Source organism: Salinicola aestuarinus, from assembly GCF_003206645.1.
GTDB classification, from domain to species: domain Bacteria; phylum Pseudomonadota; class Gammaproteobacteria; order Pseudomonadales; family Halomonadaceae; genus Salinicola; species Salinicola aestuarinus.
The window spans coordinates 176,801-198,648 of sequence record NZ_PZJP01000003.1; the positions used below are offsets into that span (position 1 = coordinate 176,801).

Consider the following 21,848-nt stretch of genomic DNA (forward strand, 5'->3'; position numbering starts at 1 on the left):
GGTCCGTGACGGCGATGGGGCGATGCCGTTTACCAGGACCGCCCCCTTGCTCAGAATTCCGTGGGCCGATAGCCCGGCACCGCGGTCGCAAAGTAGCTGTCGGTATTTTGCCCGACACCGCCGAGACCCTTGAACACGAAGCGCAGGAAAAGTCCGCGATCGGTGTAGTCGTCATCGACGTTGTTGGCGGTATCGTTATCGTCGACCCATTCGCGCCACACCAGCTGAACCGCACTGCAACAGCTGTTGAACTGAACGCCGGCGAGGGTCTCCAGGTCGCGGCTGTTGGTATTGTCGTACAGGTAGCGTCCGATCAGATCCAGCGATTGGGTCGCCTTGTAGGCAAAGGAGACGTCGTAGTCTTCGCGGTTGTAGCTCAGCTGGTCCTCGTCGTCGCCGGAGGGGTCGAAGCCCTGAAGCTGCCAGCGATAGCCGAGGTTGAGCACGCTGCCGGCGGTACTCATGTACTGAAGGTAGGCCGAGGCCTTCTCTGTCTTGGAGCGGTCAGGGTCGTAGAACCACTCGTAACGCGAGCGCCAGTGATCGTTGATGCGCCAGTCGAGCTGGGTGATGACCGGCGAGCGGTCACGGGTGGCGTTGTACCACTCCTCGTAGTTGCTCTCGCGATCCGGCAGGGTGTCGGGGTCGCCATCCATGTCGATGTTGCGATCCGAGAAGTAGGCACTCTGCCCCACCGAGAGTCCTAGCCGCTCGGTACCGGTATCGTCTTCGAGGAAACGCGTCGACGCCCCGTAGGAGACCTTGTTGACGTCGCCGACACGGTCGCTGCCGGTGAAGCGGTAGGGCGACCAGAGCTGGTTCCAGGAGATCGCCCGCTCATCGGTGTCGAAGTCCGGAAACTCGCTCTGATCCCGCTCGGGCGCGTAGGCGTAGTAGAGCCGGGGCTCGAAGGTCTGACGCCAGTCGCTGTCGAACAGTTCGACGTCCCGCTCGAAGATCAGCCCCGAATCCAGCGAGGTGACCGGCACGGTCCGCGACAGGCTCTCGTCGCGATCGGTGTCGCGGTTGCCGTAGTCGAGTTCGTACTGGGTCTGCCAGAGCTGGAATCGCGGTTCGAGAAAGCCCCAGCTCGGCTGGGCACGCCAACCGACGGCCGGCGTCAGGTTGACGCGTGCGCCGTTGGCGGCCTCGCGCAGGCGGATCTGGCGAGTGTCGCCGGTCTCCTCGTCCTCCCAGAAGCCGTTGCTGTCGACGCCGTGAAGATCGCGCTCGAAGTAGGTCGCGTTGGAGTTCCACTCCTGATAGAAGCCGTTGTCCTGCTCCCAGCGAGCGTCGGCGGTCAGGCTCGGCAGCCGGTAATAGGGCCGATCATCCTCGTCGAGGGGATAGTCGAGCCGCTGATAGCCCTGGGCGCGGGCGTCGAGATTCCAGGTCGTGCCGGCGTAGGTCAGCCGCGCCAGACGCTCGAGATACTCGGTGTCCTGCTCGCTGAAATCACGGCCGAAATCATCGAAGTAGCGACCGTCGCTGGCCGCGCCGTAGCGCAGGCCGTAGTCGAGACGATCGCTGAAGTTCCCATGGTGACGGTAGTCGACGTACCAGCGATCTTCACCGTCGAAGGCATCGTCGGGGTCGTTGGGGTTATCGCTGTCGCCGCCGTTGTCGTTCGGCAGGTAGGCCCCTTCGATCGACCCCTCGTCGTCTCCGCCCACCAGGTAGCGAAACTCGCCGCCGAGCATGGCACCGTGCTCGCTGAGATAACGCGGCGTCAGCGTGGCATCGTAGTTCGGCGCGAGATTGAGATAGTAGGGCTGGCTGTAGTCGAAGCCATCGCTGGAAAGCCCCAGGGTCGGCCAGAGAAAGCCGCTCTGGCGGCGGTCGTCGATCGGGAAACGCACCCATGGCCAGTAGAAAACCGGCACTTCGCCCATTTCGAGCCGCGCGTTGCTGGCGGTGCCGTAGCCCGCTTCGCGGTCGATGGTGACGTCGTTACCGACCACACGCCACAGGCGGCTGCTCGGCTCGCAGGTGGTGAAGCTGGCCTCGGACATGCGATAGCGACCGTCGGCCAGACGCTGCATCGACCGGGCATCACCCCGTACGCGCTGCTGATGCAGCACGTAGTGGGCGTCGTCGATTCGCGCCGCATCGCTGTCGAGCGAGACTTCGGCATCGCCGCCGCGGACCAGCAGCCCAGGATAGCGCACCGTGATCGGGCCATCCGCGAACGCGGTGTCGCGGGCGGCGTTGACGCGAACCTGTGGCGCTTCGAGCTGGCTGTCGCCTCGCCGCAGCACCACCTCACCACCGAGAATCGTCTCGCCGTCGTTGCCGTACTCCGCGGAGGCGGAGTCGGTCAGCACCTCTTCGGGCGACTGCCCCTGCGGCAGTCGATAGCCCGGCTCGATGTAGCGCCCGGTGCAGAGCGCGCCGGCCGGGGCCTCGTCACCCCACGCCGACCAGTCGAGCTGATCCGCGGGGAGTTGTTCCGGGGGCGCCGCCTGAGCCGTCGTCGAGAGCAGTCCAGTGAGGGCAGTCCAGACCAGTCGCTTGCCCATGTACTCTGTGTCCTTGCCGAGTGGAATCGGTATTATACAGACCTCGCCGGGGGTTGCCGCGAGGCCCTGCGCCATCGTCACTGCGCCCGCTGTCACGCGAGGGGCAATGGCCGCCCGCGACAGTGACGGTGCATGCTATCGCATCGCGCCTTTGAACGCCGCGTCGCAGCGGCTGTCGAGGGACTCCAAGGGGCCCGCAAGCGCGTGCGGCTCCAGCATGCGGGGCGATGCGGGGCCCGTCAACTCGCTGACGACGCCCGCTTTTACGACCCGAATTGACGACCCGAATTCACCACCCGAACGGATATTCCCATGACGCTGCGCCTCGACGCCCTGCGCGACTGGATCGCGCACCGCCACGACCTCTCCGGTGACTCGCTGCGCCTCGACGTCGTCGCCGGCGATGCCAGCCTGCGCGGCTACTGCCGGGTCGGTTTCCCCGACGGCACCACGCGGATCGTCATGGACGCACCGCCAGCCCTTGAGGACAGCCGCCCTTTCGTCACCATCGGCCGCGACTGGCGCGAGGCCGGGCTGCCGGTCCCCGCCATTCACGGCGCCGATCTCGACCAGGGGTTTCTCGAGCTCGACGACCTCGGCGATGACAGCCTGCATCACCACTTCGTCGACGCCGAGAGCGCCCGCGCCGGCACCGAACGGGCGCTTGACGTGCTCGACGCCATTCAGCACCGGGCGCCGGTCGCAGCGCTTGCGACCTATACGCCGGCGTTTCTCGACGAGGAGATGGAACGCTTCCCCGACTGGGGGCTCGGCCGCTGGCTGGGAATCGACACGCCCGAGACGTGGCCCGGGGTCAAGCAGCATCTGCTCGCGCAGATCGCGGCGCTGCCGACGGTCGCGGTGCACCGCGACTTCGATGCCATGAACCTGATGATCCATCGCGACGCGCTCTGGATCATCGACTTCCAGGGGGCGCTCGCGGGGCCGCTCGGCTACGACCTGATCTCGCTGCTGCGCGGACGCTACCAGCACTGGCCGGTGGCGACGGTGGCCAACTGGATCGAGGCGTTTCGTCAGCAAGTGGCAGCGGCGGGTGATCTCCCCGACCGGCTCGATCGTGAGGCGTTCCACGCCGCCGTCGAGGCGATCGGCGTCCAGCGCCAGCTCAAGATACTGGGCCAGTTCTGCCGACTCTGCCTGCGCGATGGCAAACCGCGCTATCTCGACTGGCTGCCGCACTTCTTTGCCCAGCTCGATGACGGACTCGCGGCGCTGCCCGCGCTCGCCTCGTTCCGTACCTGGCTCAACGAGGTTTACCATCCGACGATGCTCGCGCGGCTCGCCGAGCATCGTGCGAAAGAGCATCGTGCGAAAGAGCATCGTGCGAACGCGCCGCACGCCAGCGACGGGAGAGCGACACCGTGAAAGCGATGATTCTCGCCGCGGGCTTCGGCAAACGGATGCGCCCGCTGACCGATCACTGTCCCAAGCCGCTGCTGCCGGTCGCCGGCAAGCCGCTGATCGTCCATCACCTGGAGCGACTCGCTGCGGCGGGCTTCACCGAGGTGGTGATCAACGCCAGTTACCGGGCCGAGCAGCTCATCGCGGCGCTGGGCGATGGCAGCCGCTACGGCGTTGAGCTTGCCTTCAGCGTCGAGGCCGAGCCACTGGAGACCGCCGGCGGATTGCGCCACGCCCTGGCACTGCTCGGCGAGGCGCCTTTTCTACTGCTCAACGGCGACGTCTGGAGCGACTTCCCGCTGGCCACGCTCTCGCTGAAAGAGAATGACCTGGCCAGCCTGGTCATGGTCGACGCCACCGATTTCAATGCCGGGGACTTTCATCTCGACGCCGCCGGCCGACTTCATGCCGAGGGCGACCCCAAACTCGTCTACGCGGGCGTCGGCGTGATCCATCCGGCGCTCGTCGCCTCGCTCGTCGACGGCGAGCCGACAAAACTCGCACCGCTGCTCACCGAGGCCATGCGCGCCGGGCGGGTTGGCGGATGCCATCATCGCGGCGACTGGGTCGATGTGGGCACACCGGCCCGCCTGCAGGAACTCGAGGCGCGGTTGACCCAGGCGTGAGCCGCGTCGTCGATGTTATCCTCGCGCCATCGACACACCCCGTTCAGCAAGGAAATCGCTTTCATGAAAGCCACAGTCAAATGGACCGACGGACGCCAGTTCGTCACCGAATCCGGCAGCGGCCACAGCGTGGTCATCGACGGCAATCCGGACAACGGTGGGCGCAATACCGGACCGCGGCCGATGGAGCTGATGCTCATGGGCCTGGGTGGCTGCACCTCCTACGACGTGATTCAGATCCTCGAGAAGGCCCGCGCCGACGTCACCGACTGCGTCGCGACGCTCGAAGCCGAGCGCGCCGACACCACGCCGGCCGTCTTTACCAAGATCCACGTTCACTTCGTGGTCACCGGTCGCGGGCTGAAAGATGCCCAGGTCAAACGCGCCGTCGACCTTTCCGCCGAGAAGTACTGCAGCGCCTCGCTGATGCTCGCCCAAGGTGGCGTCGAGATCACCCACGACTACGAAGTCGTCGACGTCTGACCCCTGTGTCGAGCGGCGTGTGACGAACGCCGCCCGCAACGACAAACGCCAGCGACGGTCGTCGCTGGCGTTTTTTTTGCGCCGGTTATCGGCCGCGTCGGCGGTCGACACAGCGCCAGCGGCGATCAACGGCGTTCAGACCCGGTAGACGCTCTTGGTCATCAGTTTGGAGATCAGGCGCATGCTCCACTTCACCGGCAGCGGGAAGCGGCTGCCGCCGGAGTCCAGGGCCCAGCGCTCGTGCTGGGCCTCATCGACACGCATCTGCTCGAGCACCGCCCGGGAGCGCTTGTCGTCCACCGGCAGCCGGCGCACGTGCGCCTCGAGGTGATGCCCGACCTGCTCCTCGGTGGCCGCGACGAAGCCAAGACTGACCCGATCCCCGACCGCACCGGCGACAGCGCCGAGCCCGAACGAGGCGGCGTAGAACACCGGGTTGAGATAGCTCGTGCGGCCGTTCAACTCCTGCAGCCGCTGATCGCACCAGGCGAGGTGGTCGATCTCTTCCGCCGCCGCCTTTTCCATCCGGGCCCGCGTCTCGGCGAGCGAGGCGGTGAGTCCCTGGCCTTGATAGAGTGCCTGCGCGCAGACTTCGCCGGTGTGATTGACCCGCATCAACCCGGCGACGTCGCGGCGCTGGGTCTCGTCGAGTGGTCCCTCGGGGTGCGAGTGGGCGGGCGATGGCCGGCTGGGCTGCGCCGCCTTCGGCGTGAGCGTGCGCAGCACGGTGTCGAACTGATGAATCAGATTGTCGGTACGAGACATTCGGCGCGTCATGCGGGCCTCCTTGCGCGTTGCACGCTCACCCGGTGGGTGAGTCCACGGATCGTCGAGCGCTCAGCCCGGCGGCCAGGCGAGTCGACGCCCGCCGAGCAGATGCATGTGGATATGATAGACCGACTGTCCGCCATTCTCGTTGCAGTTCATCACCACGCGATAGCCATCTTCGGCAAAGCCGAGCTGCTTGGCGAGCGTCGCTGCGGTGAACTGCAGCCGGCCGATCAGCGCCAGATCCGTCTCTTCGATGTCGTTGAGCGTGGCGATCGGCTTCTTGGGGATGATCAGAATGTGCGTCGGCGCCTGCGGATTGATGTCATTGAACGCCAGCACCTCGTCGTCCTCGAAAACGATGTCGGCGGGTATCTCGCGAGCGATGATCTTGTCGAAAAGCGTCGGTTCCATGCGTCTCTCCTCGAATCGACGGCGGTAAAGGGGCGGCGCAGTCAGCGAAAGCGGCGCTGGGACAGCAACTGTTGCACCTGTGGCGCGAGAATCAGGTCCATCGCCAGCGACAGCCGCGCCCCGGGGACGACCAGCGTGTTGGGCCGGCTCATGAAGGCATCATGAATCATCGTCACCAGATAGGGGAAGTCGACCGCGCCCGGATCGCGAAAGCGGATCACCACGAAGGACTCGCCGTCGTTGGGCACGTCCTGCAGCTCGAACGGGTTGGAGGTGTCGACGGTCGGCACGCGCTGGAAGTTGATGTGCGTGCGCGAGAGCTGGGGCTGAATGTAGCGCACGTAGTCCTGCATTCGGCCCAGGATGGTGTCGATCACCGCCTCCTGAGAGTATCCGCGCAGCTTGGTATCGCGGTCGATTTTCTGCAGCCACTCGAGATTGATGGTCGGGGCGACGCCGATGAGCATGTCGACGTGACGCGCGATATCGTGCTCGTGCGTCACCAGCCCACCGTGCAGTCCCTCGTAGAGCATCAGGTCGGTGCCGCTGGGGATCGGCTGCCAGTCGGTGAAGGTTCCCACCTGCCAGCCGGCCTCGATCATCCGCTTGTCTTCGGCGTGGATGTAGTGGCGGTAGGTGCCCTTGCCGCTCTCGCCGTACTCCTGAAAGAGCCCGTCGAGTCGCTCGATCAGATTGGCGTCGACTGAAAAGTGCGAAAGCTCCGCCTTGCGCTCCGGCTCGACCTGCAGGATGTCGGCGAGCTCCGCGCGGGAGTAGCGGTGAAAGGCGTCGCCGTCGATGAAGGCGGCGTGAACGTCCTCTCGGGCGAACATGCGCTCGAAAGTGCGTTTGACGGTGGTCGTACCGGCCCCGGAGGAGCCGGTAACGGCGATGATGGGAAACTCACGCGACATCGCAAACTCCGCTTGTCATGCCGGTGCCGAGCGGCACCGAGCCGTCATTCGATGGGCCGTTCAGAGCTCGCGTTCGCGGGCGATCGCCCGGTGCGCGATGTCGCGACGGTAGCCGGCCCCGTGCCAGCGCACGAACTCGAGCCCGGCATAGGCGCGGGAGGCGGCCGCGCCGACGCTATCGCCAAGCGCGGTCACACAGAGCACGCGTCCGCCACTGGTGACGACGTAACCCTCGTCATCGAGTCGAGTCCCGGCGTGGAAGACCTTGCAGCCGGTCTCCGCGGCGGCGTCGAAGCCGGTGATTCGATCCCCCTTGGGGTAGCTGCCCGGATAGCCCTCGGCGGCGAGTACCACACCGACCGCGGCGCGGGGGTCCCAAGTGCACTCGACGTCATCGAGACGGCCGTCGAGCGCCGCCAGACACAGCGTGACCAGATCGCTTTCGAGGCGCATCAGGATCGGCTGGGTTTCGGGGTCACCGAAGCGGCAGTTGTACTCGATTACCTTGGGCGCACCGTCGGGGTCGATCATCAGGCCGGCGTAGAGAAATCCGGTATAGGGATACCCCTCGGCGGCCATGCCGGCCACCGTCGGACGAATCACTTCGTCCATGATCCGCTGGTGGACGACCTCGGTCACCACGGGGGCGGGCGAGTAGGCGCCCATGCCCCCGGTATTTGGACCGGTATCGCCGTCGCCGGCGCGTTTGTGATCCTGGCTGGTGGCGAGCGGGAGCACGTGTTCGCCGTCGACCATGACGATGAAGCTCGCCTCCTCGCCCTCCAGAAACTCCTCGATCACCACGCGGGCGCCGGCGTCACCGAAGGCGTTGTCCTCGAGCATGTCACGGATCGCCGCTTCGGCCTCCGCGTCGGTCATGGCAACGACCACGCCCTTGCCCGCGGCCAGCCCGTCGGCCTTGATCACGATGGGGGCCCCGCACTCGCGGAGGTAGTCGAGCGCCGCCGGCACTTCGGCGAACGTACGATAGGCGGCGGTCGGAATCAGGTGGCGATCGAGGAAATCCTTGGTGAACGCCTTGGAGCCCTCGAGCTGCGCCGCCGCCCGGGTCGGCCCGAAGATCGCCAGTCCGGCATCGACGAAGGCATCGACGACCCCGGCCACCAGCGGCGCTTCGGGCCCGACGATGGTCAGCTCGACGCCATTGTCCTTCGCGAAGTCGACCAGTGCCGCGGTCTCCATCGCGTCGATGGCAACGTTGGTCAGCCCCGGCTCGCCCGCCGTACCGGCGTTGCCGGGGGCCACGAATACCGTATCGACCTGGGCCGACTGCGCGACCTTCCATGCCAGGGCGTGCTCGCGGCCGCCTCCCCCAATGATTAGAACCTTCATCGCTCGCCTTTATCGCGGTTTGCCCGAGTGGATCGCGCATTATGTCAGAAAGGAGGCGAAGTCGCCCGACCGGACGGCCCCCACTGCGGCCCAATACCATGTTACGAAGCCCACGGTTTGAGGCACAATGACCCGCTTTCGGGCCGGCCGCCGGCCGCTTTTCCATCCGCTCACAGCGTGCACCATGAACCTCATTCTACTCGACCCCACGGACTGGACGGACGCCGACCACGCCACGGTGCGGGATTCGCGCCGCCTGCGCCATCTCCTCGAGGTGCACAGGGCCGCCCCCGGTGACCGACTCACGGTGGGCGCGCTCGACGGACGCATCGGGAGCGGTGAGCTGCTCTCGCTGGATGCGGATGCCGCACGCTTTCGCGTCACACTCGAACGCGAGCCGCCGGCCCCCCTGCCGGTTCACCTGCTGCTGGCACTGCCGCGCCCGCGAATGCTCGCCCGCACGCTGGAGCACACCGCCGCCCTCGGCGTGAAACAGCTGACACTTCTGCACACCCGCCGGGTCGAGAAGAGCTACTGGCAGTCGCCGGAGCTCAACCCCGAGAAAATTCACCAGCACCTGATGCTCGGACTCGAGCAGGCCCGCGACACCCGCCTGCCGACGGTGACTCTGGAGCCGCGCTTCAAACCGTTCGTCGAGGATCGCCTGCCGGCGCTGACGGCGGGCCGCCGCGCGCTGATCGCCCATCCCGGCATGGCGTCGGCCTGCCCCCGCGGCATCAGCGAGGAGACGGTGCTGGCGATCGGCCCCGAGGGCGGCTTCGTCGACTACGAAGTGGAACGGCTACAAGAAGCCGGCTTCGAGGGAATCCATCTCGGCGAGCGCATCCTTCGAGTGGAGACGGCGGTCACCGCCCTGCTGTCGCGGCTGTTCTGAATCGCCAGCCCAACGACCTCGCCCCCGCCACCGCCGTCGTTACGCGCGCGCTGCTGTTTCACCCGGCCCGCCCTGCACGGAGACGCCGTGACCGCACGCCACGGAATGCGCCTGCTCACCCGTTCCAGTGATTGATCTTTCGCACTTACCGCCGGGCCGACGGCGTCGACCCGGCGTCCGTGGCGGCCAGTCCCGCCGTCTCGCAATCCCCTGAACCTCGGTCACGGCCCCTCGCTCGCCGTTCTAATACGGCCCGTTGCTCGCCGTTCCAAGACGGCCCGTCGCTCGCCGTTCCCAAGCGGCCCGTTGCTCGCCGTTCAAAGAAGGTGGCGCGATGACTTAACTTGAATTAAGTTTGTTGCGCTAAGTAAGGTTAGAAGTCCGCTGGTAACCAAAACACAACAGAACCGCCCAGGGAGTGGGTCGGTTCTCCTCACCGACCGACCCGAGTCAAAAGGACTTTCCATGCTCCAAGGTTTGAAGAACCGATCCCGCCATGCGTCGCTCATCACCGCACTGCAACGCGCCTCGCTGATTGTCGAGTTCGACGCTGAGTTGCGCGTGACCGAGGCCAATGCCGGCTTCCTGGCGCTGCTGGGATACTCTCGGCAAGCGCTCGTTGGCACACCGCATGAGCGACTCGTTCCCGAGGCGCTCGCCAATGTCGCGGATGACCGGCAGCTGCGTGATCGCCTCGCCCGGGGCGAGTGTGTCAGCGGCTGCTTTCCGCACCTGACCCAGGCGGGAGAGACCGTCTGGCTGGAAGCGAGTTACACCCCGATCAGGAACCTGCGGGGTGACGTGGAACGGGTGATCAAGATCGGCTTCGATACGACCGAACGCGCCTCTCAAGCGATGACCAACCAGGGACGCATGCTCGCCCTCGACCGCTCCATGGCGAGCATCGAGTTCGACCTTGACGGCATCATCACGGACGCCAACGAGAACTTCTTGACGGTGACGGGTTATACGCGTGATCAGCTGGTGGGCAACCACCACAACCGGCTCTGTACGGCGAGCCATGCCAACAGCGAGGCGTACCGCCGCTTCTGGCAGCGACTGAACGAAGGCGAGTTCTTTTCGGGGCAGTTCGAGCGCGTTCGCGCCGACGGCAGCACGCTCTGGCTGGAGGCGACCTACAATCCGATTCGCGACGCGCAGGGGCGGGTACTGCGGGTGGTGAAGTTCGCCTCCGACATTACCCAGCGCGTCCTGAAACAGCAGGCGGAGTCGCAGAGCGCGGTGATGGCCTACGACATCTCCGCGCAGACCCAGGCGATTTCCGAGCGCGGCAATGACCTGCTCGGCCAGGCGACCGCAGAGATTCACCGTATGGCGGAGGCGATCCACGCCACCTCCGAGCGAATCGGACGGCTTCAGGCCCAGTCAAAAGAGATCGACACGCATCTGGCAGCGATCCGGCGCGTCGCCGAGCAGACCAATCTACTGGCACTCAACGCGGCGATCGAGGCCGCTCGCGCCGGCGAGCACGGCCGCGGTTTCGGCGTGGTATCGCATGAGGTCCGCCAGCTCGCCGAGCGCGCCGCCCGCACCACCCATGACATCGATGCGGTCATCGGCGAGTTCAAACTGCTCACCGAGCAGGCAAATGCCGACATGGCGGGCTGTCTGGCGAGCGTCGGCCAGGGCGTGTCGTTGATCAACGATACCGGGGAGATCATTCGTCAGGTACGAGGCCATGCCGACGAAGTCGTCTCCGCCGTGGGCGCACTCACCTCGACGCTGGATCACAAGGCGTCGCCCGAGGGTCGCCGCCCCGCTGTCGAGAATCCCGCGGCCCGGGCGCCCCGGGTCGCCCAGCTGGCGGCGATCGCCTAACCCCGGCGGCGTCCCGCGGCGACAGCCTCCGACTGCCACGCCGACACCTCGCGATGGAGCGCCACGCCGAGAAAACGCCACGCCGCCACCCCGAGGTTGTCGAGCTGACGTTCCCGCGCTGCACTCTCGAGCCGCTCGCCGCGCAGCAATGTCGGCAGCGGCCCGGCGCTCACCGTCATTCGCTTGAGCCAGCGGTAGTCGGCGGTGGCATCCACCGGCGCGGCTTCGACCCACAGCAGCGCGTGAGCCGGGGCGCCACTGTCGGCCTGATCCAGCGTTACCGGACGCCATGACCCGCCAAGCGACTCCAGCACGCGCGAGAGCGCACCGGGGTCCGGCTCACCGAGGATCAACAGCGGCCAGCTGTCGCGCTGCTGCTGCCAGGCGCGGAGGCCCGCGGCTTGATCACTCATAGCGAGGCGACAGACGACCGGGCACGGCGCAGGGTGTCCTGGGCGCTCAGCGCGTCCATCAACGCCTCCAGCAGCGCCTTGGGCTTGCGCGCGCAGCGACGCTGGGCGATATCCCCCAGCCGCGCCCGCACGTCCATTGCCCAGCCACCCTCCTCCTGCGCCAGCCGCAGCGACAGCGCGGCCAGTGCCGCGGCGAGCTGCCAGCGGTGCGCGCGATCCTCGAGTTCCGGACGCCGCGCCTGCACCAGACGGTCGGCCTGCGCGGTGAGCGTAGGCAGCGTCTCCAGCGTCAGCGAGGTAATCAGGCGTGATGCCATGTCCAGACCGGTCCGGGCACTGGCGATCCAGTAACGGACGCCGAGCTGGCGCCCCTCATCGACGTCGAACCAGACGCCCTGCCAGGCGACCACGGGCAGCCCCTCGCCACCGCCACGACGGGCCGGCAGCGTCGTTTCCAGCCGCGTCAGTTCGAGGGTGGCAGGCTGGCCGCGATGGCGAATCTCGGTCGGGGGCTGACGCTCCCCCAGGCGCATCGCTTCCGCGAGCGTGAGCGACTCTCCGGCGTGCTGAAGCCGGCGCCCCTTGCCCACCGTGGCGAGCCAGCCCGTACGAGCGACATCGAGCCGCGCGAGCTGGTCCGGCGCCGGTAGCTGCGAAAGCAGGTGGCATTCGACGCCCAGCGACTCGGCCCAGTCGAAGCGAGCGTCATCGCCGGCAGGCAGCGTGTGGCGCGGCCAGACTCGCGGTTGCGGCAGGACACCCTCACCCAGCGCCACCACTGCCATCGCCTGACCGCTACCGCGAACGGCGCTCGACTTGGGCCACCAGAGTGACGACACAGCGCCCCGCTGACTGTCGTCGGTCGCCGCCTGCATTCGCGCCGCGAAACTGTCGGTATCCCCTGCGGGCGCGCTCGCCCAGGCCCGTTCGAGCCAGGCCATGCCGTCGAGCTCGGCGTGAAGCGTGGCGAACGTCGTCTCCAGCGCCCGCCCCTGGCGCAACACGCCAAGGGAGAGCGCCTGCTGACGCGCCCGCGCCGGCGGCGGTGACGCCTCGGTCTCTTCCGAGAACGGCGTCGTCACGTTCTGGCCGAGGGCCTGGGCGAGCAGGCTGTCGAGGGCGACCGGCTCCAGGTCCTCCGGCACGCGCTGACCGCGGGAGAGATAGCAGAGCTTGAGCCCATGGCGCATCAGAACGTCCAGCACCGGGCCCAGCCGCGCGGCCTCGTCGAGCTTGGTGAGAATACAGCCCCAGAGCGGCTCACCCGCCTCGATGGAGGCTTTCTGCCACGCCTCCACGATCTGCTCCAGCGTGTCGCCATGACGCGCCGCATCCAGCACCAGGACGCGGCGCACACTGACCGGCGACTCGCCAAGCCGGGCGACCTCGCCCATCAGACGCTGATCGCGCTGACTCATGCCGACGGTGTCGATGACCATCATGCGCTTGCCACCGTTGCGGCTCATCAGGCCGCGACGTGGCTGGGCTAGACGTGTCAGCAGGCTGCCCAGATCACCCTGCTCGTCGAGGGCATGGACTTCCGCCCCCAGCAGGCGGGCATAGATACGCAGCTGCTCCGCCGCGCCGATTCGGTAGCTGTCGGTGGTGACCAGGGCGACGTCCTTGGGCCCATGCTGCATCACGTAGCGCGACGCGAGTTTGGCGGTCGTGGTGGTCTTCCCCGCACCGGTGGGACCGACCAGGGCGAACACGCCCCCCTCCTCGAAGAGCTCCCGCTCGCGGTCGAGAACGTCGAGGCGGGCCGCGAGCTGGCGAACCAGCCACGCCTCGCGAATCGACTCGTCGCTCTCGCCGGCGTCGATGAGTTCGTCAGGAATGGTATCGAGCAGGGTATCGCTGAGCGTCGCGCTGAACCCCGCCTGGCGCAGACGTCGGTGCATCGCGATGCGGATCTCGTCGCGAGCATCGGGGGCAAGTGGCTCGCTGGATGCCTGCAGCAGCGCACGCATGTCTTCCAGCAGCCGCTGGTTGAAGGTCTCCCACCCGGCCGGGGTCTGCTCGGCCTCACTCGTTGGCGACGCCTCGAGCGCCTGCTCGTGCGCCTGCTCCGACATGGCAACGATCTCGACGCCGTCGTCGACGACGCGATTGGACAGGATGAGCACGTCCTCGCCGAGTGCCAGGCGGACCTGACGCATCGCCTCGCGAGTATTCGCTCCGATGAACCGCTGCACTCCCATGTCTCGCCTCGATGTTCTCGATCACAAAGCGCCCAGTGTGGCACAGCCGCCGCCAGAACGAACCGCCGAAATGGCGCCGAATCTCGCATCATTCGGCGCCGGGGGCGGCGCGGGGCGCGGCCGCGTCAGTCGTTGACGAGGCGCTGGATCAGGCTCTGCGTCGGATAGCCGTCCGGTGTCACCCCGAGGCTGCGTTGATAGGCCCGAAGACCCTGACGGGTATTGGGCCCGACCAGGCCGTCAGGGGTGCCGACGTTGAAGCCGTGCGCGTTGAGGGCCTGCTGCATCCTTCGGATCTGGCTGCGCGACAGCGCAGGTTCGCCCCGCGGCCAATCCGCCTGGATGCCGCCACGCTCGGCAATACGGTCGGAAAGCTTGGCGACCGCCAGCGCGTAGCTGGTCGACGCGTTGTAGCGCAGGATCGTGCGGAAGTTGGGGCCGACCAGGAAGGCCGGGCCCTGAGCGCCGGCAGGGGCGATCACCGAGGCGTCGGCGAAAGCCGGCAGCACTGCCCCCGCCATGCCGGAGACGCCCTGCGCGGCCCACTCTCGGCTCGAGTGGCGCGTGTCGAGCTCGGTCTGGGCGTAGTCGAAGTTCGCCGGCAACTCGACCTCGGCACCCCACGGCTGGCCGCTGCGCCAGCCGGAGCGATCGAGATAGTTGGCGGTAGAGGCCATCACATCGGGGATGCTGCCCCAGATGTCGCGTCGCCCGTCGCCGTCCTCGTCGACGGCGTAGGCAAGGAAGCTCGACGGAAGGAACTGGGTGTGCCCCATGGCCCCGGCCCAGGAGCCGCGCATGCGATCGCGATCGATGTCGCCGTTCTGCAGAATCTTGAGGGCGGCCATCAGCTCGCCGCGGGCGAAGGACTGTCGCCGGCCGTCGAAGCCCAGCGTGGAGAGCGCATCGATCGTCTCGAAATTGCCGAAATTGCTGCCGTAATTGCTCTCGATCCCCCAGATAGCGACGATCACCTCGGCCGGGACACCGTACTCCTGCTCCACGGCGCTTGCCGTCTGGCGGTTGGCGGCGAGGCGTTCGCGGCCATTGCTGACCCGCGAATCCGAGACCGCGGTATCCAGGTAGCTCCAGATCTGGCGGGAGAACTCCGGCTGCGAGCGATCGTACTCGAGAATCTTGGGCTGGAAGCTCACTTGGCCAAAAGCGTCGTCGAGCGTTGCCGCATCGATCCCGTCGCTCGCCGCCTGCCGACGAAACGCCGCCACCCATTGCGCAAATTGAGCACTGTCGCGGCTCGACGTCTCGGTCGTTGACGCGCCGCTTTCGTCGGTGTCACTCGACGAGGTCTGCGATGACGGGGACGGTGTCGATGGCGTCGCTGCCGCGGCACTCGATGCCGCGCCACTCGCGGCCGTCGAGCTCGCCGCCGACGGGGTGCCCGTCTCGGCGGTCGCCGGCGCCTGGGTATCCGCCACACTCTGACACCCCATCAGCGAGAGCGAGAGACACAGCGACAGCGTAGCGGCACGCCGCCGAGACACCGGCCCCGGACGCTCAGCGGGTACCGAGACGACATGACGATAGGAGAAAGAGGAACGAGTCACGGGGCACATCCTTAATGCAAGAGAAGCTGGGGCGCGGCCGCCCATCGGGTAAACGCACCCGGGGGCGGCAGAACTCGCAGTGTAGCCGATTCCGTCACTGCCAAGCCGGGTCATCTCGGCCTCGCCGTGGGTGAACGCCTCGCGTCGCCTCTGCACGCCGTTTCCCCATCACGCAGCGTCGCGGGCGGGACTGCCGGCATGGGCGGAATGAGGTGTTGGCGTCGCTCATCACGGGGCGATTCGTCTTGCCCGTCGAGGCTGACTGCCTTTCGCGGCAGGATGGGCGCCGGTTCACGCCATCTGACAGGGCCCGTCCTTGAAGCTCGAGGACCGCTGCGACACCCGGTCGCAGGGATGCTGTCACTGGCTCCGACATCCCCAGGGATCGCCGAGTGGCGCCCTCCCCAGGCTATGGCTCGGGGCATATCGGCGTGGTAGAGTCAGTTCAGTACAACCGTTCGACAACAGCAAATATCTAATACTTTCAACAATTTCACCGTTGAAAACAAAGCTACGACAATACCGTGTCGAACGATTTTCGAGGGGAGGAGAGACACCATGCCGGGCAACCCGCCTAGCCAGCGCCCGCTGACAAGCGCGACCTGCCGTATCGGTGCCCAGACTCTGTCACCGAACGCCGCCACGACGATGTCGATCTGCGATCAGACGCCCGCGTGGATGCTAGCCCCCCGCGGCGTGCGTCACCCTTTTCTCACCGATCCGCCCCAACGCCTTTGATCTCTCGGTAGCCCGGCGATGGCGCTGCTATCGCGATCGCTCACGACGACCGCCCCCACTCTCGAGTGGACGAAGATCAACTGGCCGCGCATGCACTGACGCTCGACATTTCCATTCAGCAACGGCGTCGGCACCGACATCGCTACACTGAACCAGGCGATCGCGATGAATTCGTTCTCGTGCTCGCCATGTCGATGCCCCTATCGCCGCGCCCCGGTGATGCGGAATCGCTTCTCGGCCAACGACTAGAGCAACACTTTCATGGCACTGCCGCTGATCGTTCTACTGCCGCTGCTGGGCAGTCTTGTCCCTCTGCTGGGCAATAACCGGCAACGCAACATACTGACCGGGATGACCGCCCTGCTGCCGGCCATCGCGCTGGGTCTCGTGTTGATTCACGTGCCGGACGTGCTGGCGGGAGACGTACCGCGCTTCGCGATGCACTGGGTGCCACAGCTGGGACTCGACTTCGCACTGCGACTCGACGGCCTGTCGCTGCTGTTTCTCCTGCTGATCCTGGGGATTGGCCTGCTGATCATCCTGTACGCCCGCTATTACCTGTCCGCCGAGGACAGCATGCCGCGGTTCTACAGTTACATGATGCTGTTCATGACCTCCATGATCGGCATCGTCATGGCGGACAACCTGCTGCTGCTGTGGGTGTTCTGGGAGCTGACGAGCCTGTCGTCGTTCCTGCTGATCGGCTACTGGTATCACCAGAGCGAGGCCCGACGCGGCGCGCGGATGGCGCTGACGGTGACCGGCATGGGGGGCCTTGCCCTGCTCGCCGGCTTTCTGCTGATCGGCGACATCGTGGGCACGTTCGACCTGCAGACGGTTCTCGACAGCCGGGACCTGATTCTGGCCGACCCGCGCTACCTGCCGGCGCTGCTGCTCGTGCTGCTCGGCGCTTTCACCAAGTCGGCTCAGTTCCCGTTCCATTTCTGGCTGCCGCACGCCATGGCGGCCCCCACGCCGGTCTCGGCGTTCCTGCACTCGGCAACCATGGTCAAGGCAGGCGTCTTCCTGCTGGCACGCATGCACCCCGCGCTCGCCGGTTCCCAGCTGTGGCTCTACATCGTCACGCTGACCGGGCTGGTGACGATGATCTATGCCGCCTACTTCGCGCTGCTGAAATACGATCTCAAGGGCGTGCTGGCGTTCTCGACGGTGAGCCACCTGGGCCTGATCACGATGCTCTTCGGGCTGGACAGCAAGCTTGCGGTCGTGGCCGGCCTCTTTCACATCATCAACCACGCCACCTTCAAGGCGGCGCTGTTCATGTCGGCGGGCATCATCGACCACGAGAGCGGTACCCGCGATATTCGCAAGCTCAGCGGTCTGCGCCACTACATGCCGGTAACGGCAGGTCTTGCGCTGCTGGCGGCGGCGTCGATGGCGGGCGTCCCCCTGCTCAACGGCTTTCTCTCCAAGGAGATGATGCTTACCGAGACCCTCGACACGGGCATTCTCGGCGGTCTGGCATGGCTGATTCCGGTACTGGCGACCATCGGCAGCCTGCTCTCGGTTGCTTACTCGCTGCGCTACGTGCGCAATGTCTTTTTCGGCCCGAAAGCGGAGGATCTGCCGCAGACGCCACATGAGGCGCCGTTCTTCATGCGTCTACCGATGATGGTGCTGGTCGCGCTGTGCATCGTTATCGGCCTGCTGCCAGCGCTGAGCGTCACCGGGCTGCTGGACGCGGCCGCCCAGGTCACGCTGCTGTCCCCGCGCCCGGAACTGCATCTGGCGATCTGGCACGGCTTCAATCTCCCGCTGCTGATGAGCGCCGTTGCGCTGGCCGGCGGCATCGGTCTCTACTGCGTGCGGCGCAAGCTGTTCAGCTTCCACCGCCAGTTCCCGCAGCGTAACGCGCTGATGAACTTCGAGTTCAATGTGCGGCGCGTCCAGACCTGGACCCAGACGACGATCGATCGACTGGAGAACGGCTCGCTTCAGCGCTACATGCTGTGGCTGATCGTCGCCGTTCTGTTCCTGACCGGCAGCGGTCTGCTCGATCTGACCCAGCTGACGGGATCGGAGCCGACCCAGCCACTGGACGGGCTGCTGATCGTCGGCGGCGTCATCACGATCCTTGCCGGCCTCGGCACTGCCGTGCTGCACCGCCGGCGCCTGGTCTCGCTGGTCATGCTATCGGTCGTCGGGCTGATGGTGTCGCTCGCCTTCGCGCGCTTCTCGGCACCGGACCTGGCGCTGACACAGCTGGCGGTGGAAGTCGTGACGGTCATTCTGCTGATGCTGGCGCTGTTCTTCCTGCCGCAGCGCACGCCGAAGGAGTCCACCGGCGCGCGCATCGTTCGCGACGTGCTGCTGGCAGCGGGATTCGGTGGCATCGTGACCAGCCTCAACTATGCGCTACTGACTCGCCCGCTCGACAGCATCTCCGGCTTCTTCCTCGACAACAGCGTCAGCGGTGGCGGCGGACACAACGTGGTCAACGTCATTCTGGTCGACTTCCGTGGCTTCGATACCCTGGGCGAGATCACGGTGCTGTGCATCGCGGCGATCGGTATCTTCAAGCTGCTCAACCGGCTGCGACTGTTCATGCCGTCGAGCGACAGCGAAGGTCGTCCCTGGTCGAAGGATCTCCACCCGATGCTGCTGGGCACGGTGTCGCAGACGCTGCTGCCGTTGGCGCTACTGGTCTCGGTGTTCATCTTCCTGCGCGGGCACAACGAGCCCGGCGGCGGCTTCATCGCCGGTCTCGTCACCGCCGTGGCGCTGATCCTGCTCTACATTGCGCGCGGCGTCGATTGGGCCCAGGCAAGACTCTCGTTCCACTATCAGCCCATCGCCGTCTCGGGCGTGACGATCGCGACGTTCACCGGTCTGGGTAGCTGGCTATTCGGCCACAACTTCCTGACCTCGGCCTTCGGACACTTCGCGATCCCCTATATCGGGGAGATCGAACTGGCCACGGCCATGCTCTTCGATCTTGGCGTCTATCTCACTGTCGTCGGCGCCACGCTGATGATTCTGGCCAACCTGGGCAAGCTGACGACACCGCACCGGCCCAGCAAAGAGAACGACAAGGAGGCCCTCTGATGGAAGCGCTCTTTTCCACCGTCACCGGTTTCCTCGCCGCCAGCGGTCTCTATCTCGCGCTGCGGGGACGCACGTTCCCCGTCGTCGTGGGGCTCACGCTACTCTCCTACGCCGTGAACCTGTTTCTGTTCTCCACCGGGGGGCTCACCACCAACGGCGCCGCTGTGGTCGGCGACGATGCGACCCGCTACGCCGACCCGCTGCCGCAGGCGCTGGTGCTCACCGCCATCGTCATCGGCTTCGCGATGACGGCCTTCTCGGTCATCCTGGCAATGCGCGTGCGCGGTGATCTGGGAAGCGATCAGGTCAACGACCAGCGCGAAGAGTCCAAGGAGGAGAAATCATGATGCAGCACCTTATCGTTCTGCCGGTGCTGCTACCGCTACTCAGCGGTCTGCTGATGCTCGTCAAGCGCGACGCCACGCGCCTGCCTCGGCGGGGCATCGCGCTCGTCTCCACGCTGGCGCTGGTGGCCATCGCGGTCACCATGGTCATCCAGAGCCTCGGCGGCGAGATCACCTACTACGCGCTGGGCGACTGGCAGCCGCCGTTCGGCATCATTCTGGTGCTTGACCGACTCTCGGCGCTGATGGTCTGCCTCACCAGCGTGCTGGCGCTCGGCAGCGTCCTTTACGCCTGTGCCGGCGACGATCGCAAGGGAAGCAACTTCCACGGGCTGTTCCAGCTGCAGCTGATGGGCATCAACGGCGCTTTCCTGACCGGCGATCTGTTCAACCTGTTCGTCTTCTTCGAGGTGCTGCTGATCGCCTCTTATTCGCTGCTGATGCACGGCGGCGGCAAGGATCGGACCCAGGCGGGCTTTCACTACGTGGCGCTCAACCTCGCCGGCTCGGCGATGTTCCTGATCGCGCTGGGCGTGCTCTATGGCACGCTGGGAACGCTCAACATGGCGGACATGTCGCAGCGGGTCTCGATGCTCGACCCGGACCGGCTGGGGCTGGTCAAGGCCGGGGCCTTCCTGCTGCTGGTGGTCTTCGGCCTTAAGGCGGCGATACTGCCGCTCTATTTCTGGCTGCCGCGGGCCTACGCCAGCGCGCCGGCACCGGTGGCGGCACTCTTCGCGATCATGACCAAGGTGGGCATCTACGGCATCCTGCGCGTCTATACGCTGATCTTCGGCGAGGGCGCGGGCGAGCTGGCCAGTTTCGTTCAGCCCTGGCTCTGGTGGTTCGCGCTGGCGACCCTTGCGCTCGGTGGGGTGGGCGTACTGTCGTCACGGGATCTGCGCACCCAGGTCGCCTATCTGATCATCATCTCGGTGGGTACGCTGCTGGTGGGCGTGAGCATGAACCGGGAAGCGCCGATCGCCGCCCTGCTCTACTACATGATCCATACCACGCTGGTGAGTGGCGGGCTGTTTCTGCTCGCCGACGCCATCAGTGAACAGCGGGGCAAGGCCGGGGCAAGAATCGTGCCCGGACGCGGCGTTACCCAGCCGAGCCTGCTGGGCTTCTTCTACTTTCTGGGGGCGGTCACCGTCATCGGCCTGCCGCCGCTCTCCGGCGCGATTGGCAAGGCACTGCTGCTCGACTCGGCGCAGCCCAACGAGCAGGTGTGGCTCTGGCCACTGCTGCTGCTGTCGAGCCTCGCCGGCATCGTCGCGATGGGCCGCAGCGGCTCGACCATTTTCTGGAAGGGCAAACCCGGTGACAGCGACGGCCCCCGCCTGCAGCCGGCCATGCTCGCCGGTCTGATCCTGCTGCTAGGGGCCTCGCCGGTGCTCTCCATCCTGGCCGGCCCGATCACCGCGTTCACCGACGCCAGCGCCGCCCAGCTGCTGGAGCCCGGACGCTACGTGCAGTCGATCCTTGCGCAGACCGCCAATGGAGGTGGCTCATGATTCCTCCCACGCGTTGGCTACCCATGCCGGTACTCTCGCTGCTGCTGCTTGCCGTCTGGCTGCTGTTGCAACACAGCGTGGCACTGGGGCAGTGGCTCCTCGGCGGCGTACTGGCGATCGCCATTCCGCTGGTCTGTCAGCCGTTCTGGGAGCGCCAGCCCCGGGTCAAGCGGCCGTTCAAGCTCATCCGTTACGTGCTGCGGGTACTCGTCGACATCGTCGTTGCCAACCTCGAGGTCTCCAAGCTGATCCTCGACCCCCGGGGCAAGCTACGCCCGGCGCTCGTCGAGTATCCGCTGACGCTGACGCAGAACTTCCCGATCACGATTCTCGCCAGCACCATCACGTTGACGCCGGGCACCGTATCGGCGCACCTGCGGCTCGATGGTCGTACCCTGCTGGTTCACGCCCTCGACGTGGCTGACGTCGATGCCTTGATCGACGAAATTCACCAGCGCTACGAACGCCCCCTGATGGAGATCTTCGAGCCATGATCGATACTGCACTCTGGATCTCGCTGGCGCTCTTCTCGGCGGCCATCTCGCTCAATTTCTATCGCGTGGTGATCGGCCCCAGTCTGCCGGACCGCATCCTGGCGGTAGACACCATGTACATGAACTCGATCGCGCTGATCGTGATCTTCGGTATCTGGGTCAACGGCAAGAACTATTTCGAGGCGGCGCTGCTGATCGCGATGCTGGGCTTCATCAGCACCATCGCCATCTGCAAGTATCTGCTGCGCGGCGACATCATCGAATAGACGACTCTGAT

At 66.2% G+C, this 21,848-nt stretch carries 18 protein-coding genes; 10 read left to right on the top strand and 8 right to left on the bottom strand.

Going from position 1 to position 21,848, the window contains the following annotated elements; genetic code table 11:
* Positions 1–50: 50 nt before the first annotated feature.
* Complete coding sequence (locus DOM41_RS03625) at positions 51–2,519, bottom strand: LPS-assembly protein LptD (RefSeq protein WP_110685486.1); 2,469 nt, start codon at positions 2,517–2,519, stop codon at positions 51–53.
* A 312-nt stretch (positions 2,520–2,831) separates the two neighbouring features.
* On the opposite strand from DOM41_RS03625, the gene DOM41_RS03630 reads away from it, so the two are divergent.
* The 3 genes from DOM41_RS03630 (at position 2,832) to DOM41_RS03640 (ending at position 5,050) form a co-directional block, all read left to right on the top strand.
* A complete protein-coding gene (locus tag DOM41_RS03630; protein ID WP_110685487.1) occupies positions 2,832–3,905 on the top strand; it encodes an aminoglycoside phosphotransferase family protein in 1,074 nt (357 codons plus the stop codon).
* The gene (gene murU, locus DOM41_RS03635; RefSeq protein WP_110685488.1) at positions 3,902–4,567 is read left to right on the top strand and encodes an N-acetylmuramate alpha-1-phosphate uridylyltransferase MurU; all 666 of its coding nucleotides are present in this window, start codon (positions 3,902–3,904) and stop codon (positions 4,565–4,567) included. The genes DOM41_RS03630 and murU overlap by 4 nt, the downstream gene beginning before the upstream one ends.
* A gap of 63 nt (positions 4,568–4,630) precedes the next feature.
* Positions 4,631–5,050 (top strand): OsmC family protein, encoded by a 420-nt coding sequence (locus tag DOM41_RS03640; protein WP_110685489.1) that lies wholly within the window; start codon positions 4,631–4,633, stop codon positions 5,048–5,050.
* Between the two features lie 135 nt (positions 5,051–5,185).
* On the opposite strand, the gene coq7 is transcribed toward DOM41_RS03640, so the two are convergent.
* The 4 genes from coq7 to purD are packed head-to-tail and all read right to left on the bottom strand — an operon-like array spanning position 5,186 to position 8,499.
* Positions 5,186–5,827 (bottom strand): 2-polyprenyl-3-methyl-6-methoxy-1,4-benzoquinone monooxygenase, encoded by a 642-nt coding sequence (coq7, locus tag DOM41_RS03645; RefSeq protein WP_110685490.1) that lies wholly within the window; start codon positions 5,825–5,827, stop codon positions 5,186–5,188.
* Positions 5,828–5,887: 60 nt separating this feature from the next.
* Positions 5,888–6,232 (bottom strand): histidine triad nucleotide-binding protein, encoded by a 345-nt coding sequence (locus DOM41_RS03650; protein ID WP_110685491.1) that lies wholly within the window; start codon positions 6,230–6,232, stop codon positions 5,888–5,890.
* Positions 6,233–6,273: 41 nt separating this feature from the next.
* Positions 6,274–7,146 (bottom strand): phosphoribulokinase, encoded by an 873-nt coding sequence (locus DOM41_RS03655; protein WP_110685492.1) that lies wholly within the window; start codon positions 7,144–7,146, stop codon positions 6,274–6,276.
* A gap of 60 nt (positions 7,147–7,206) precedes the next feature.
* Complete coding sequence (gene purD / locus DOM41_RS03660; RefSeq protein ID WP_110685493.1) at positions 7,207–8,499, bottom strand: phosphoribosylamine--glycine ligase; 1,293 nt, start codon at positions 8,497–8,499, stop codon at positions 7,207–7,209.
* 184 nt (positions 8,500–8,683) lie between these two features.
* On the opposite strand from purD, the gene DOM41_RS03665 reads away from it, so the two are divergent.
* A complete protein-coding gene (locus DOM41_RS03665) occupies positions 8,684–9,394 on the top strand; it encodes a 16S rRNA (uracil(1498)-N(3))-methyltransferase (protein WP_110685552.1) in 711 nt (236 codons plus the stop codon).
* Between the two features lie 465 nt (positions 9,395–9,859).
* The gene (locus DOM41_RS03670; protein ID WP_110685494.1) at positions 9,860–11,233 is read left to right on the top strand and encodes a methyl-accepting chemotaxis protein; all 1,374 of its coding nucleotides are present in this window, start codon (positions 9,860–9,862) and stop codon (positions 11,231–11,233) included.
* Here the strand turns inward: DOM41_RS03670 and DOM41_RS03675 are convergent.
* The 3 genes from DOM41_RS03675 to DOM41_RS03685 all read right to left on the bottom strand — a co-directional run bounded on the left by DOM41_RS03675 (position 11,230) and on the right by DOM41_RS03685 (position 15,412).
* Complete coding sequence (locus DOM41_RS03675; protein ID WP_110685495.1) at positions 11,230–11,646, bottom strand: hypothetical protein; 417 nt, start codon at positions 11,644–11,646, stop codon at positions 11,230–11,232. The genes DOM41_RS03670 and DOM41_RS03675 overlap by 4 nt on opposite strands.
* Entirely contained in the window at positions 11,643–13,847 is a 2,205-nt protein-coding gene (gene flhF, locus DOM41_RS03680; RefSeq protein ID WP_110685496.1) for a flagellar biosynthesis GTPase FlhF, read from the bottom strand. The genes DOM41_RS03675 and flhF overlap by 4 nt, the downstream gene beginning before the upstream one ends.
* 125 nt (positions 13,848–13,972) lie before the next feature.
* Positions 13,973–15,412, bottom strand: a complete 1,440-nt coding sequence (locus tag DOM41_RS03685; protein ID WP_245391727.1) for a lytic murein transglycosylase — start codon at positions 15,410–15,412, stop codon at positions 13,973–13,975.
* Between the two features lie 999 nt (positions 15,413–16,411).
* On the opposite strand from DOM41_RS03685, the gene DOM41_RS03695 reads away from it, so the two are divergent.
* The 5 genes from DOM41_RS03695 to DOM41_RS03715 are packed head-to-tail and all read left to right on the top strand — an operon-like array spanning position 16,412 to position 21,837.
* The gene (locus tag DOM41_RS03695) at positions 16,412–19,216 is read left to right on the top strand and encodes a monovalent cation/H+ antiporter subunit A (protein ID WP_110685498.1); all 2,805 of its coding nucleotides are present in this window, start codon (positions 16,412–16,414) and stop codon (positions 19,214–19,216) included.
* The gene (locus tag DOM41_RS03700) at positions 19,216–19,563 is read left to right on the top strand and encodes a Na+/H+ antiporter subunit C (RefSeq protein WP_110685499.1); all 348 of its coding nucleotides are present in this window, start codon (positions 19,216–19,218) and stop codon (positions 19,561–19,563) included. The genes DOM41_RS03695 and DOM41_RS03700 overlap by 1 nt, the downstream gene beginning before the upstream one ends.
* The gene (locus DOM41_RS03705; protein WP_110685500.1) at positions 19,560–21,077 is read left to right on the top strand and encodes a monovalent cation/H+ antiporter subunit D; all 1,518 of its coding nucleotides are present in this window, start codon (positions 19,560–19,562) and stop codon (positions 21,075–21,077) included. The genes DOM41_RS03700 and DOM41_RS03705 overlap by 4 nt, the downstream gene beginning before the upstream one ends.
* Positions 21,074–21,571 carry a Na+/H+ antiporter subunit E gene (locus tag DOM41_RS03710; RefSeq protein WP_110685501.1) on the top strand — a complete coding sequence of 166 codons (498 nt, stop codon included), beginning with the start codon at positions 21,074–21,076 and terminating at the stop codon, positions 21,569–21,571. Before DOM41_RS03705 ends, DOM41_RS03710 begins: the two co-directional genes overlap by 4 nt.
* On the top strand, positions 21,568–21,837 hold the full coding sequence (locus DOM41_RS03715) for a K+/H+ antiporter subunit F (protein ID WP_110685502.1): 270 nt from the start codon (positions 21,568–21,570) through the stop codon (positions 21,835–21,837). The genes DOM41_RS03710 and DOM41_RS03715 overlap by 4 nt, the downstream gene beginning before the upstream one ends.
* Positions 21,838–21,848 lie beyond the last annotated feature (11 nt).

Bases quoted from the DNA above. Each gene is read 5' to 3' on its own strand.
- DOM41_RS03670 (WP_110685494.1), top strand. From the start codon at position 9,860: ATGCTCCAAGGTTTGAAGAACCGATCCCGCCATGCGTCGCTCATCACC.
- DOM41_RS03715 (WP_110685502.1), top strand. From the start codon at position 21,568: ATGATCGATACTGCACTCTGGATCTCGCTGGCGCTCTTCTCGGCGGCC.
- DOM41_RS03665 (WP_110685552.1), top strand. From the start codon at position 8,684: ATGAACCTCATTCTACTCGACCCCACGGACTGGACGGACGCCGACCAC.
- DOM41_RS03655 (WP_110685492.1), bottom strand. From the start codon at position 7,146: ATGTCGCGTGAGTTTCCCATCATCGCCGTTACCGGCTCCTCCGGGGCC.
- DOM41_RS03640 (WP_110685489.1), top strand. From the start codon at position 4,631: ATGAAAGCCACAGTCAAATGGACCGACGGACGCCAGTTCGTCACCGAA.
- DOM41_RS03695 (WP_110685498.1), top strand. From the start codon at position 16,412: ATGGCACTGCCGCTGATCGTTCTACTGCCGCTGCTGGGCAGTCTTGTC.
- DOM41_RS03705 (WP_110685500.1), top strand. From the start codon at position 19,560: ATGATGCAGCACCTTATCGTTCTGCCGGTGCTGCTACCGCTACTCAGC.
- purD (WP_110685493.1), bottom strand. From the start codon at position 8,499: ATGAAGGTTCTAATCATTGGGGGAGGCGGCCGCGAGCACGCCCTGGCA.
- DOM41_RS03625 (WP_110685486.1), bottom strand. From the start codon at position 2,519: ATGGGCAAGCGACTGGTCTGGACTGCCCTCACTGGACTGCTCTCGACG.
- DOM41_RS03700 (WP_110685499.1), top strand. From the start codon at position 19,216: ATGGAAGCGCTCTTTTCCACCGTCACCGGTTTCCTCGCCGCCAGCGGT.
- DOM41_RS03675 (WP_110685495.1), bottom strand. From the start codon at position 11,646: ATGAGTGATCAAGCCGCGGGCCTCCGCGCCTGGCAGCAGCAGCGCGAC.
- flhF (WP_110685496.1), bottom strand. From the start codon at position 13,847: ATGGGAGTGCAGCGGTTCATCGGAGCGAATACTCGCGAGGCGATGCGT.
- DOM41_RS03630 (WP_110685487.1), top strand. From the start codon at position 2,832: ATGACGCTGCGCCTCGACGCCCTGCGCGACTGGATCGCGCACCGCCAC.
- DOM41_RS03710 (WP_110685501.1), top strand. From the start codon at position 21,074: ATGATTCCTCCCACGCGTTGGCTACCCATGCCGGTACTCTCGCTGCTG.
- coq7 (WP_110685490.1), bottom strand. From the start codon at position 5,827: ATGACGCGCCGAATGTCTCGTACCGACAATCTGATTCATCAGTTCGAC.
- DOM41_RS03650 (WP_110685491.1), bottom strand. From the start codon at position 6,232: ATGGAACCGACGCTTTTCGACAAGATCATCGCTCGCGAGATACCCGCC.